Below are 12,655 nucleotides of genomic sequence, written 5' to 3' on the forward strand. Positions count from 1 at the left end.
TGAATGAGCTTAATATTAAACGTGGTATGTAAACATGCTGATTTTTATATTATAGAAAAACCTGCAGAACTTAGCTTTCATTCAGAAGATGGGCCTGGCTTTGTTGTTTTAGCAGAGCGGCAAGTTAACGAAAAACTTTACGCAGTGCATAGATTAGATAAAGTAACGTCGGGTCTAATTATTTTAGCTAGAAATAAAGACGCTGCTGCAGATTTAACAGCGCTTTTTACACAGCATGCTATCGATAAATTTTATCTTGCTATCACAGATTCAAAACCTAAAAAAAAGCAAGGGTGGGTTAAAGGAGACATGATAAAGTCTCGTCGTGGCACTTATAAACTTTTGGTATCAAAATTAAATCCTGCGATTACTCGTTTTTATTCTATTAGTTTTAAACCAGGTTTTAGGGCGTTTATTTTAAAGCCTTTTTCGGGTAAAACGCACCAATTAAGGGTCGCTTTAAAAAGTATTGGAGCACCAATATTGGGTGATATTGCTTATACGGGGACGCAGTCCAACAGAACTTATTTGCATGCTTATGCATTGAGCTTTAATTGGAAGGGTGAACATTTACAATATATGCAATTACCAAGCAACGATGATGAGTTTATGGCTTTAGTACAACATGAAAATTTTCAAGCATGGCGCTCGCCATGGGAACTGGATTGGTAAATGAGTGAAAAAATAACTGACATCCGCTTTGGCGGTATTAAACGTTTATATGGCCATCAGCAGTTTAATTGGCTGCAAGAAGCACATTTTTGTATTGTTGGCATTGGTGGTGTTGGCAGTTGGGCTGCTGAAGCACTAGCCCGTACTGGCATAGGAAAAATAACACTTATAGATCTTGATGACATATGTGCAACAAACGTAAACCGTCAAATTCATGCTTTATCAGGTACAATTGGCCAAGCTAAAGTAGATGCGATGAAAGCTCGTTGCGAATTAATTAATCCTGATTGCGACGTTAATGTAATAGATGACTTTATTACAATCGACAATATTAAAGAACATATTAAAGGTTTTGATTATATTATTGATTGTATCGATGCCGTAAAAGAAAAAGCAGCGTTAATTGCACATTGTAAACGAAATAAGTTATCAATCATCACAACGGGTGGAGCAGGTGGGCAAACAGACCCTAGTCAAATTACATTTGGTGATGTAGCTAAAACAACGCAAGACCCTTTACTTGCAAAGGTACGCTACATACTACGTAAGCAGTATAACTTTAGTAATAATCCCAAACGAAAGTTTAATATAGATTGTGTGTATTCAACAGAGCAATTAGTTTATCCTGCTGTAGATGGCACAGTATGTAGTGCTAAACAGGGGGCTGATGGCTCGATGAATATGGATTGCAATAATGGATTCGGTTCTGTAACTATGATTACAGGCAGTTTTGGTTTTTTTGTAGCGGCCAAAGCTGTTCGTAAATTCTTAGATAAACGTGGCAGAGAGATAAAAACAATTTTAGATTAATTTTTGCTTTGCCATGGTTTGAATTTTTTCAACCATGGCTTTAATACCATTACCACGAGAAGGACTTAAGTGGCTTATTAATCCAAGTTTTTCGAATTCATTGTAAGCATTAACTTGTAAAACCTGTTCTGGCGTTAGTCCGTTATAAAGCGCTAGGATAAGTGCAAGTAACCCCTTAACTATTCGTGTGTCAGAATCACCTGCAACAACTAGAACGTTTTCTGTGAGGTCAAATTCTACATACATCCATACTTTACTTTCACAACCCGGTACTAAAGCATCATCAATCTTAAGCGCTGTAGGTAAGCTAGGTAATGTTTTGCCAAGTAGCATGATTTCACGGTACTTTTGCTGCCATACAGATGCGTTTCTTATCGACTCACTCACCTTGTTAAATGTATTTGTCATTAGTTATCCCAAATTAGTCTAATATTGCAATGCACGCTTGAAGTGCATCTATAAACTTATCTACATCACTGTAATTATTGTAAAATGCAAAGCTTGCTCTGACACTGCCGTTAATTCCTAAGTGTGCCATTAATGGTTGAGTACAATGATGGCCAGCCCTTACCGCAACGCCATAACCGTCAAGTAATGTTGCCACATCGAACGGATGTTCGTCTTTATAGTTAAAACAAAGCGTACCAATATTATTTTTTACAGAGCTGTATAAATAAATGCCATCTATTTTAGCTAATCTTGAGTGCGCATAATTAAATACTGCTTGTTCATGTTCAAATATTTCAGCATGACGAAATTGGCTTAAGTAGCTAAGAGCTGCACCAAAAGCGGTGATCCCAGCTATATTGGGGGTACCAGACTCAAATTTAGCAGGAGCATCTCTATAGACGCTTTCATACAGGGTGACGGTTTGAATCATTTCTCCGCCTGTCTGATAAGGTGTTAAGGCGTTTAAGAGCTCATAGCGCCCGTATAAACCACCCACACCTGTTGGGCCAATCATTTTGTGAGCTGAAAAAACATAAAAGTCACAATCTAGAATTTTTAAGTTTGGTTTCAGATGCATGGCGCTTTGTGCACCATCAACAACCACAATAGCACCAAGTGATTTTGCACACTCAATAATAGTGGGCAAATCAGTAATATTGCCTAAAGCATTAGATGCATGAGAAATTGCAACTATTGCAGGCTTTTGCTTTTTGATAAATTTTAAACAGAGCTCAGTATCAAATGTTCCATCTTTGTTAAGTGGCATTGCAGCTAACTTTGCACCGGTTTGCTGGGCAAGCACCTGCCAAGGTACAAGGTTAGCATGGTGCTCAATGGGGGTAATTATAATTGTATCGTTTGCCGTGACTTGCTTACGCAATCCATTTGCGACAAGATTAATTGCCTCGGTGGCGCCTTTAGTCCATACAATTTCGCTACTGTTAACACCAAAATAAGTGGCTGTTTGTGCTCTTACATTTTCGTATTGAATTGTCGCATTTTCACTCAGGGTATGGCGCCCCCGATGAACATTTGCATTTTCATCAGTGTAAAACTTAGCAGTAGTGTCTATCACACATTGCGGTTTTTGTGTTGTTGCACCAGAATCTAAATAAACGAGCGGGCAGGCGTTAATACTTTGATTTAATGTGGGGAAATCTTGTCGCACACGCGTTATGTCAAACTTTAATTCTGGCATGGTAATATCAACGTTATCATTGTTGGCGAGGATTGTAGCCACTTTGAATTTAAACTCAAGTAGCCAAAAACAAAAAAGGCCGCAAAAGCGGCCTTTTATAGCTAAATAGTATTAGCGTTTGTCAGTAGATACGTAGTCACGGGCAGTGTAACCAGTATACATTTGACGTGGACGGCTGATCTTATGACCAGGCTGAGAAAGCATTTCATCCCAGTGAGTGATCCAACCAACAGTACGAGCCATTGCAAAAATTACAGTGAACATACTTGTCGGAATACCAATCGCTTTTAAGATAATACCAGAGTAGAAGTCTACGTTAGGGTATAGTTTCTTCTCAACAAAGTACGGGTCTTCTAAAGCAATTTGCTCAAGCTTCATAGCGATATCTAGAAGTGGATCTTGAATGTTTAACTCTTCTAAAACTTCATGACACGTTTGACGCATTACTGTAGCGCGTGGGTCAAAGTTTTTGTAAACACGGTGTCCAAAGCCCATTAGGCGGAACGGGTCTGACTTATCTTTTGCTTTAGCAACGTACTCGTCAATACGATCTACTGAACCAATTTCTTCTAACATGTTTAAACATGCTTCGTTTGCGCCGCCGTGAGCAGGGCCCCACAAAGATGCGATACCTGCCGCAATACATGCATAAGGATTAGCACCTGAAGAACCAGCAAGGCGAACTGTAGACGTCGAAGCATTCTGTTCGTGGTCAGCGTGAAGCATGAATATTTTATCCATGGCCTTAGCAGTAATTGGATTTACTTTGTACTCTTCAGCTGGAACAGAGAACATCATGTGTAAGAAGTTTTCTGCATAGCTTAAATCGTTACGTGGATATACAAAAGGTTGGCCAATATTTGTTTTATAAGCCATTGCTGCAATTGTTGGTAATTTAGCAACTAATCTAACAGCACTTGTTTTGCGTTGTTCAGCATCAGTGATATCTAGATCTTCATGGTAAAAAGAAGAAAGAGCACCAACAACACCACAAAGCATAGCCATCGGGTGTGCGTCAAAACGGAAGCCTTGGAAGAAGTTGGCAATTTTTTGATCGAGCATAGTACTGCGAGTGATTTTCTCAGCAAATGCATCGTATTGCTCTTTTGATGGTAATTCACCATTGAGCAATAAATAGCAAAGTTCGATGTAATCTGACTCTTCAGCTAGTTGCTCAATTGGGTAACCACGGTGAAGTAAAACACCTTTACCACCATCAATATAGGTGATTGCAGATTCACAAGAACCAGTCGACATGAAGCCTGGGTCATAAGTAAAGTGGCCGTGTGAACCTAACGTACGTACGTCGATTACATCTTGGCCAGCAGTGCCTTGATAAATTGGAAGTTCGATTGGATCAAGTCCATCAATATGAACTGTGGCTTTTTTATCTGCCATCGCTATGTATCTCCTATTAAGATATCTATTCTGATTTTTAGATTTTTAAAGTTCTGAAATCTGTTTTAAGCACATCTACGTATTTTAACGTGAAAGAGGGGGTTAAAGTCAATTTTTATAAACATTATGCACATTTGTATAATAAATATTCTGTATCATATATGTATTATACTATTGGCTAATTCGCAAACATCTCTAAATAAACAAGAATTGTAAAAAGCCTTGTGGGTATATATACTAACGGAGGTTTTAAACCGTATTGTATTTGGGTAAAGATATTTTTACACCAAAAAATTTACATTAATGTGAACTTTTAGTGTTTTAATTCGTTTATCTTGATAGTTCCACCAGAAACATTTGGTGGGTTTTTAGAAAAGCAAGTAGATGAGCTCCACTGTGAGCAAGATGGGCAAGTAACTGTGAAAAAGCAAAGACCTGTAAATCTAGATCTAACAACTATATCTATGCCGGCAACGGCTAAAGCATCAATTTTTCACCGCGTCACCGGTGTTGCATTATTTTTTGCTTTAACGTTTGTCATTTGGGCTTGGTCTGAGTCTCTCTCGTCAGCTGAAAGTTTTGAATTCGTCAAGGGTCTGTTTAACGGATTTATTGCCAAATTTATAGCTTGGGGCACCATTTCAGTACTAGGTTATCACTTAATTGGTGGTATCCGTCATATGGTAATGGATATGGGACACTGGGAAGAACTTGAGTCAGGTAACCTAAGCGCTAAAATTGCAATGGCTCTTGGCGTTGTATTCGCTGTATTGGCGGGAGTGTGGATATGGTCTTAAATCAAGCAACTCTTAAACGTGATGGTGTACAAGATTATGTATCTTTACGTACCACGGCATTAATAATTAGCGCATATGCTATTTTTATTATCGGCTATTTTTTAGCGACGCCAGAAGTCACTTTCGAAGCCTGGACAGGCCTCTTCTCTAACCTAGCTATGAAAGGGTTTACGTTAGTAACTCTAATATGCATCATGGTTCATACCCGCATTGGCCTTTGGCAGGTTTTAACAGACTATGTTAAAAACTCAAAGTTACGCGCATTTTTAGGGTTTGTTCTAAACCTAATGTCCGTTGCTTACGTAGCTATTGGTCTAATTGTATTATGGGGTGTTTAAGTGAAATATTCTGTTCGTGAATTTGACGCCGTAGTAATCGGTGCTGGTGGTGCAGGTATGCGCGCTGCCTTGGCTATTACTGAATCTGGCAAAACGTGTGCATTAATATCTAAAGTATTTCCAACACGCTCACACACTGTATCCGCTCAAGGCGGTATTACAGTAGCGCTTGGTAATTCACACGAAGATAACTGGGAATGGCATATGTACGATACCGTCAAAGGTTCCGATTTTATCGGTGACCAAGACGCTATTGAATACATGTGTCAAACTGGCCCAGAAGCTATTACTGAATTAGAAAACATGGGTTTACCATTTTCTCGTTTTGAAAATGGCCGTGTTTACCAACGCCCGTTTGGTGGCCAATCGAAAAATTTTGGTGGTGAGCAAGCAGCACGTACTGCAGCCGCAGCTGACCGTACTGGTCACGCTTTATTACATCTCCTTTATCAACAAAATGTTAAAAACAAGACAAATGTATTCTCTGAGTGGTATGCACTTGATTTAGTTAAAAACGATAATGGTGATGTAGTTGGCTGTACTGCAATTGAAATTGAAACAGGTGAAATCACTTATTTCAAATCAAAGGCAGTTGTTCTCGCTACTGGTGGTGCAGGTCGCATATACGCCTCAACCACAAATGCTCACATAAACACTGGTGACGGTGTTGGTATGGCTACGCGTGCTGGCATATCTATGCAAGACATGGAAATGTGGCAGTTCCACCCGACTGGTATTGCAGGAGCAGGTACGCTTGTAACTGAGGGCTGTCGTGGTGAGGGTGGTTATCTTTTAAATAAAGATGGCGAGCGTTTCATGGAACGTTATGCACCTAACGCAAAAGACTTAGCATCTCGTGATGTTGTTGCACGTTCAATGATGACCGAAATTCGTGAAGGTCGTGGTTGTGATGGTCCTTGGGGTCCTCATATCAAGCTTAAGCTTGACCACTTAGGTGAAGAAACACTTAACTTACGTCTTCCTGGCGTATGTGATCTTGCAAAAACATTTGCTCACGTTGATCCAGCTAAAGAGCCGATTCCAGTTATACCAACATGTCATTACATGATGGGTGGTGTACCAACTAACGTAAATGGTCAAGTACTTCAAATCAATGCTCAAGGCGATGAAAAAGTAGTTGAAGGTTTATTTGCGGTTGGCGAGATTGCGTGTGTATCTGTACACGGTGCAAACCGCCTTGGTGGTAACTCGTTACTAGATTTAGTTGTATTTGGTCGAGCTGCGGGTAACTTCTTAGGCACATACCTAAGAGATGTCGAGGTATCTAAAGCGGCGTCTGAGTCAGACTTAGAAGCGTCACTTGCTCGTTATAATCGTTGGGAAAATTCAACAGCTGGGCAAGGTGAAGATCCTGTTCAAATTAAGAAAGATCTTCAACAATGTATGCAGCTTAACTTCTCGGTATTCCGTGAAGGCGACTCTATGGCTACTGGTTTACAAGAACTTAAAGAAATTCGTGAACGACTACAGCATGCACGTCTTGACGATAAGTCGTCAGACTTCAACACGCAGCGTATCGAGTGTCTTGAGCTTGATAACTTAATGGAAACAGCTTACTCAACAGCAGTAGCTGCAAACTTCCGTACAGAAAGCCGTGGTGCGCACTCTCGCTTTGACTTCCCAGATCGTGATGACACGAATTGGCTATGTCACTCAGTATATAATCCGGTTACGGATGAAATGAGTAAGCGTGAAGTTAACTACGCGCCTAAGACGCGTGAAGCATTTCCACCTAAAGCACGTACATACTAGGAGCGAGACGATGGCACAAGTACAATTTTCAGTTTATCGTTACAATCCAGATGTTGACAACGCACCTCGTATGCAAGATTACACCTTGCAAATAGACGATGGGCACGACATGATGGTGTTGGATGCACTTTTACTTTTAAAAGAGCAAGATCCTTCACTTTCATTCCGTCGTTCATGTCGTGAAGGCGTGTGTGGTTCTGACGGTGTTAACATGAATGGTAAGAATGGTTTAGCATGTATTACTCCTTTATCAACGTTGCAAAATAACGGTAAAGGTACAATAGTAGTTCGTCCTCTTCCTGGATTACCAGTGGTACGTGACCTTGTTATTGACATGAGTCAGTTCTACACTCAATACGAAAAAGTTAAACCGTATCTAATTAATGACACGCCTGCTGCTGGTGAGCGTCTTCAGTCTATTGAAGAGCGTGACAAATTAGACGGCTTATATGAGTGTATTTTATGTGCATGTTGTTCAACATCGTGTCCTTCGTTCTGGTGGAATCCAGACAAGTTCATTGGTCCAGCAGGCCTTCTTCATGCTTACCGTTTCTTGGCTGATAGCCGAGATACAGCAACAGAAGAGCGTTTAGCAGACTTAGACGATGCGTTCAGTGTGTTCCGTTGCCACAGTATCATGAACTGTGTTAGCGTTTGTCCTAAGGGTCTTAACCCGACTAAAGCAATAGGGCAAATCAAATCTATGTTACTAAACCGTTCGGTTTAATTATATAGAAACGTAAGATGGCTAGTATTAATTATTAGCCATCTTGTTATTATAACTATTAATTTCTGCGCTAAAGAAAAGGGCTTATAAATGCACGAAGGTGTGATGAAGGCATGGTTAGAATCTTCACATTTAAACGGCGGCAACGTTGCTTATGTAGAAGAGCTTTATGAAGCGTATTTAGACGATGCGACTTCTGTGCCAGATGAATGGCGAGAAGTGTTCGAACAATTACCAAAAGTTAATGGTGTGGATGTTGAAGTAAAACATTCAGAAGTTCGTGCACAGTTTGCACAGCTTGCAAAAAACAAGCATAGAGAAGTAGTGGTAGCAGAGGGTAGTGGCGGTGACCTAAAACAGGTTAAAGTTCTACAACTTATTAATGCTTTCCGTTTTCGTGGTCACCAAAATGCAAACCTAGATCCATTGGGTATTTGGGAACGAGAGCGTGTTCGAGATTTAGAGCTAGATTACCACGACTTATCAGAAGCTGATTTTGAGCGAGAGTTTAATGTAGGGTCTTTTGCGGTTGGTTCAGACTCTATGCCTTTAGGTGAACTATACCAAGCGCTTAAAACCACATACTGTGGCTCTATCGGTGCAGAGTATATGCACATCACATCGACAGAAGAAAAGCGTTGGTTACAACAACGTTTAGAATCTGTTCAATCTAGGCCTAAATTCGAAAAAGAAGAAAAGCTACGTATCCTTAAAGGATTAACCGCTGCTGATGGTCTTGAAAAATATTTAGGTGCTAAGTTCCCAGGTGCTAAACGATTTTCACTAGAAGGTGGAGACGCGCTGGTACCTATGCTAAAAGAACTTATTCACCGCGCTGGTGAAAGTGGCCAACAAGAAGCTGTAATAGGCATGGCTCACCGTGGACGATTAAATGTTTTAGTAAACGTTTTAGGTAAAAATCCATCAGAGCTTTTTGATGAATTCGCCGGTAAGCATAAAGAAACCCTTAGCTCTGGTGATGTTAAATACCATATGGGGTATTCATCAGATTTTGCTACTGAAGGTGGCAATGTTCACATGGCGTTGGCCTTCAACCCTTCTCACCTTGAAATAGTTAATCCAGTAGTTATGGGTTCTGTACGCGCTCGTTTAGATCGTTTAGGTGACAGTACGGGAATAAAAGCGCTCCCGATCACTATTCATGGTGATTCTGCTGTAACAGGTCAGGGTGTGGTTCAAGAAACGTTTAATCTTTCTCAAACTAATGCCTTTAGTTGTGGTGGCAGCATTCGAATTGTTGTAAATAACCAAGTTGGTTTTACTACTTCTAAACAAGACGATGTTCGCTCTACAGATTACTGTACTGATATTGCAAAAATGGTACAGTCGCCTATTTTCCACGTGAATTCTGATGATCCTGAGGCAGTTGCATTTGTAACGCAGATAGCACTTGATTTCAGAAATAAATTCAAGCGTGATGTGGTTATTGATTTAGTTTGTTACCGCCGACATGGCCACAATGAAGCTGATGAGCCAAATGCTACTCAGCCTTTAATGTACCAAAAAATTAAAAAACACCCAGTTCCACGTCTGGTATATGCGGATCAGTTAATTGCTGAGGGTTCTTTTACAGAGCAGGAAATTAAAGCCCTTGCAGATGAGTACCGCAATGCATTAGATGACGGCAATTGTGTTGTATCTGAAATTCAGCCAGAAACGTCTCATTCTTCAGATTGGGCTAAATACGTAGGCCACGATTGGGATGTAGATTACGACGCAAGTGTTTCGGTAGAAAAGCTTAAAGAGCTTGGTGAAAAGGTAGCTAGTTACCCTGAACAATATAAAGCTCAATCGCGTGTTAAAAAGATTTACGAAGATCGTAAGCTTATGGCCGCTGGCGAAAAGCCGCTTGATTGGGGGATGGCAGAAACTCTTGCTTATGCAACTATCGCAACCGAAGGCACAGATATTAGAATGACTGGTCAGGATTCTGGTCGAGGTACGTTCTTCCATCGTCACGCAGTTGTTCACAGCCAGAAAGACGGTGCAACTTACCTCCCTTTGCAGCATTTAAGCGAAGATCAGGGCACGTTCCAAGTTTTTGACTCGGTACTTTCTGAGGAAGCTGTTGTTGCATTTGAGTATGGCTATGCGACTGCGGAGCCAACTTCTCTTGTACTTTGGGAAGCTCAGTTTGGTGACTTTGCAAATGGTGCACAGGTTGTATTTGACCAATTCTTGAGTTCAGGCGAGCAAAAATGGGGCCGTTTATGTGGTCTTACCATTTTGTTACCTCATGGTTATGAAGGCCAAGGTCCAGAGCATAGCTCTGCACGTCTAGAGCGCTTCTTGCAGCTTTGTGCTGATCATAATATGCAAGTTTGTGTTCCGTCTACACCAGCGCAAGTTTACGCAATGTTACGACGTCAATCGGTCAGACCTCTTCGTCGACCACTGATTGTTATGACACCTAAGTCGTTACTACGCCATCCACTTGCTGTTTCTTCACTTGAAGAACTTTCAAATGGTGTATTCCATAATATGATCGACGAAGTTGATGATATTAAATCTGATGACGTTGAACGCGTTGTATTTTGTAGTGGTAAAGTTTACTACGAGCTACTTCAAGAGCGTCGTAAGCTGGAACAAAATAATATTGCCATCGTTCGTGTGGAGCAATTATACCCGTTCCCACATGACGAAATGAAAACTATTATGGAACGTTACCAACACGTTACTGATTTTGTATGGTGTCAAGAAGAGCCACAAAACCAAGGTGCATGGTACTGTTCTCAGCATCATTTTGTTGATGCAATTCCACAAGGTGCTAAGTTAAAATACGCAGGTCGTAAAGCTTCTGCGTCACCAGCGTGTGGTTACATGTCAGTACATACTAAAGAACAACAAGCGCTCGTTGCCGACGCGCTTACTATAGAAAATAAAGGATAAGCGATGAGCACAGAAATTAAAGTTCCTGTTCTTCCTGAGTCGGTTGCGGATGCTACCGTTGCTACATGGCATGTAAGTGTTGGCGACAAAGTAACTCGCGATCAAAACTTAGTAGACATTGAAACAGACAAAGTAGTGTTAGAAGTAGTTGCACAACACGACGGTGTAATTACAGAAATATCTCAAGAAGAAGGTGCTACTGTACTTGGTGACCAAGTTATGGGCTTGCTCGGCGATGCTGATGCAGCGCCTGTGAGTGAAAGCACATCTTCAAACAAATCAGAAAAATCAGAAGACGCGCCAGTGGCGCCATCAGCACCAGCATCAGAAGGTAAAGAAGTGGATATTAAAGTACCTGTACTCCCGGAATCAGTTGCAGACGCAACAATTGCTACATGGCATGTACAACCTGGCGACGCGGTAACACGCGATCAAAACTTGGTAGATATCGAAACTGATAAAGTTGTTCTTGAAGTGGTAGCTCAAGAAGACGGTATTATGGGCGATATCATTAACGCTGAAGGCGACACTGTTCTTGGTGAACAAGTTATTGGTTCAGTTAAAGCCGGTGGCACAGTTGCAGCTCCGGCAGCAAAACAAGAAGCTTCACCTGCTGCTGATTCAGCTGACAGCTCTGATGTATTAACGCCATCAGTACGTCGTTTAATTGCTGAAAAAGGCCTAGATGCTTCTAAAATTAAAGGTACGGGTAAAAATGGTCGCGTAACTAAAGAAGACGTTGATACTTTCTTAAAAGCACCTGCACCATCAGGTAAGAAAGTAGAGTCAGCTGCTCCAGCTGCACCAATGGGTGATCGAACTCAAAAACGTGTACCTATGACACGTTTACGTAAAACGATTGCTAACCGTCTTCTTGAAGCTAAAAACTCTACTGCAATGTTAACTACGTTTAACGAAGTTAATATGAAGCCAATTATGGATCTTCGTAAGCAGTACCAAGAGGTATTTGAAAAGCGTCACGGTATTCGTTTAGGCTTCATGTCTTTTTACGTGAAAGCAGTCACTGAAGCACTTAAACGCTTCCCTGATGTAAATGCATCAATTGATGGCGACGATATTGTATACCACAATTATTTTGATATTAGCATTGCTGTTTCTACACCTCGTGGTTTAGTAACACCAGTTCTTAAAGATTGCGATAAGTTATCAGTTGCTGAAATTGAAAAAGGTATTCGTGAACTTGCACTTAAAGGGCGTGACGGTAAGCTAACACTTGATGATATGACGGGTGGTAACTTTACAATTACAAACGGTGGTGTATTCGGCTCGCTACTATCTACACCTATCATTAATTTGCCACAGTCTTCAATTTTGGGAATGCACAAAATTCAAGACCGTCCAATGGCAGTAAATGGTAAAGTTGAAATTCTCCCTATGATGTATTTGGCACTTTCTTATGATCATCGCCAAATAGATGGTAAAGAATCTGTTGGTTTTCTAGTAACAATTAAAGAGTTACTAGAAGATCCAACACGTTTATTACTAGATGTTTAATCTAGTTGTATAAAATGTAAGCTGTGAATGGATGTTCACAGCTTTTTTTTTGCGCCTTTGGTCGTAC

The 12,655-nt window shown here is 40.7% G+C and carries 11 protein-coding genes; 8 read left to right on the plus strand and 3 right to left on the minus strand.

Annotation, left to right across the window (positions count from 1 at the left end; genetic code table 11):
- Positions 1-3 precede the first annotated feature (3 nt).
- Positions 4-672, plus strand: a complete 669-nt coding sequence (locus tag KZZ04_RS04535; protein ID WP_219421962.1) for a TIGR01621 family pseudouridine synthase — start codon at positions 4-6, stop codon at positions 670-672.
- On the plus strand, positions 673-1,482 hold the full coding sequence (gene tcdA, locus KZZ04_RS04540) for a tRNA cyclic N6-threonylcarbamoyladenosine(37) synthase TcdA (protein WP_219421963.1): 810 nt from the start codon (positions 673-675) through the stop codon (positions 1,480-1,482).
- Here tcdA and KZZ04_RS04545 read toward each other — a convergent pair.
- From KZZ04_RS04545 to KZZ04_RS04555, 3 genes are all read right to left on the minus strand, one after another.
- Positions 1,474-1,890 carry a SufE family protein gene (locus KZZ04_RS04545; protein WP_219421964.1) on the minus strand — a complete coding sequence of 139 codons (417 nt, stop codon included), beginning with the start codon at positions 1,888-1,890 and terminating at the stop codon, positions 1,474-1,476. The two genes, tcdA and KZZ04_RS04545, sit on opposite strands and share 9 nt — an antisense overlap.
- A 13-nt stretch (positions 1,891-1,903) precedes the next feature.
- Positions 1,904-3,130 carry an aminotransferase class V-fold PLP-dependent enzyme gene (locus tag KZZ04_RS04550; RefSeq protein WP_219422050.1) on the minus strand — a complete coding sequence of 409 codons (1,227 nt, stop codon included), beginning with the start codon at positions 3,128-3,130 and terminating at the stop codon, positions 1,904-1,906.
- Between the two features lie 111 nt (positions 3,131-3,241).
- Positions 3,242-4,528, minus strand: coding sequence for a citrate synthase (locus tag KZZ04_RS04555; RefSeq protein WP_058405563.1), 1,287 nt, complete (start codon positions 4,526-4,528; stop codon positions 3,242-3,244).
- 419 nt (positions 4,529-4,947) lie between these two features.
- Here KZZ04_RS04555 and sdhC point away from each other — a divergent pair, with 419 nt between their 5' ends.
- The 6 genes from sdhC to odhB all read left to right on the plus strand — a co-directional run bounded on the left by sdhC (position 4,948) and on the right by odhB (position 12,588).
- Positions 4,948-5,325, plus strand: coding sequence for a succinate dehydrogenase, cytochrome b556 subunit (gene sdhC, locus KZZ04_RS04560; protein WP_074210168.1), 378 nt, complete (start codon positions 4,948-4,950; stop codon positions 5,323-5,325).
- Positions 5,316-5,663 (plus strand): succinate dehydrogenase, hydrophobic membrane anchor protein, encoded by a 348-nt coding sequence (gene sdhD, locus KZZ04_RS04565; RefSeq protein ID WP_219421965.1) that lies wholly within the window; start codon positions 5,316-5,318, stop codon positions 5,661-5,663. Before sdhC ends, sdhD begins: the two co-directional genes overlap by 10 nt.
- Positions 5,664-7,436 carry a succinate dehydrogenase flavoprotein subunit gene (gene sdhA, locus KZZ04_RS04570; RefSeq protein ID WP_058405564.1) on the plus strand — a complete coding sequence of 591 codons (1,773 nt, stop codon included), beginning with the start codon at positions 5,664-5,666 and terminating at the stop codon, positions 7,434-7,436.
- Between the two features lie 10 nt (positions 7,437-7,446).
- Positions 7,447-8,163 (plus strand): succinate dehydrogenase iron-sulfur subunit, encoded by a 717-nt coding sequence (locus tag KZZ04_RS04575; protein WP_006794722.1) that lies wholly within the window; start codon positions 7,447-7,449, stop codon positions 8,161-8,163.
- A 90-nt stretch (positions 8,164-8,253) separates the two neighbouring features.
- Entirely contained in the window at positions 8,254-11,073 is a 2,820-nt protein-coding gene (sucA, locus tag KZZ04_RS04580; RefSeq protein ID WP_219421966.1) for a 2-oxoglutarate dehydrogenase E1 component, read from the plus strand.
- 3 nt (positions 11,074-11,076) lie between these two features.
- Positions 11,077-12,588, plus strand: a complete 1,512-nt coding sequence (gene odhB / locus KZZ04_RS04585; protein ID WP_219421967.1) for a 2-oxoglutarate dehydrogenase complex dihydrolipoyllysine-residue succinyltransferase — start codon at positions 11,077-11,079, stop codon at positions 12,586-12,588.
- The last annotated feature ends 67 nt before the right edge of the window (positions 12,589-12,655 follow it).

Source organism: Pseudoalteromonas sp. CR1 (assembly GCF_019392235.1).
Taxonomy (GTDB): Bacteria; Pseudomonadota; Gammaproteobacteria; order Enterobacterales; family Alteromonadaceae; genus Pseudoalteromonas.

Excerpts from the sequence above, each read along its gene's own strand:
- KZZ04_RS04535 (WP_219421962.1), top strand. The coding sequence starts at position 4 with ATGAGCTTAATATTAAACGTGGTATGTAAACATGCTGATTTTTATATT.
- tcdA (WP_219421963.1), top strand. The coding sequence starts at position 673 with ATGAGTGAAAAAATAACTGACATCCGCTTTGGCGGTATTAAACGTTTA.
- KZZ04_RS04545 (WP_219421964.1), bottom strand. The coding sequence starts at position 1,890 with ATGACAAATACATTTAACAAGGTGAGTGAGTCGATAAGAAACGCATCT.
- KZZ04_RS04550 (WP_219422050.1), bottom strand. The coding sequence starts at position 3,130 with ATGCCAGAATTAAAGTTTGACATAACGCGTGTGCGACAAGATTTCCCC.
- KZZ04_RS04555 (WP_058405563.1), bottom strand. The coding sequence starts at position 4,528 with ATGGCAGATAAAAAAGCCACAGTTCATATTGATGGACTTGATCCAATC.
- sdhD (WP_219421965.1), top strand. The coding sequence starts at position 5,316 with ATGGTCTTAAATCAAGCAACTCTTAAACGTGATGGTGTACAAGATTAT.
- KZZ04_RS04575 (WP_006794722.1), top strand. The coding sequence starts at position 7,447 with ATGGCACAAGTACAATTTTCAGTTTATCGTTACAATCCAGATGTTGAC.
- sucA (WP_219421966.1), top strand. The coding sequence starts at position 8,254 with ATGCACGAAGGTGTGATGAAGGCATGGTTAGAATCTTCACATTTAAAC.
- odhB (WP_219421967.1), top strand. The coding sequence starts at position 11,077 with ATGAGCACAGAAATTAAAGTTCCTGTTCTTCCTGAGTCGGTTGCGGAT.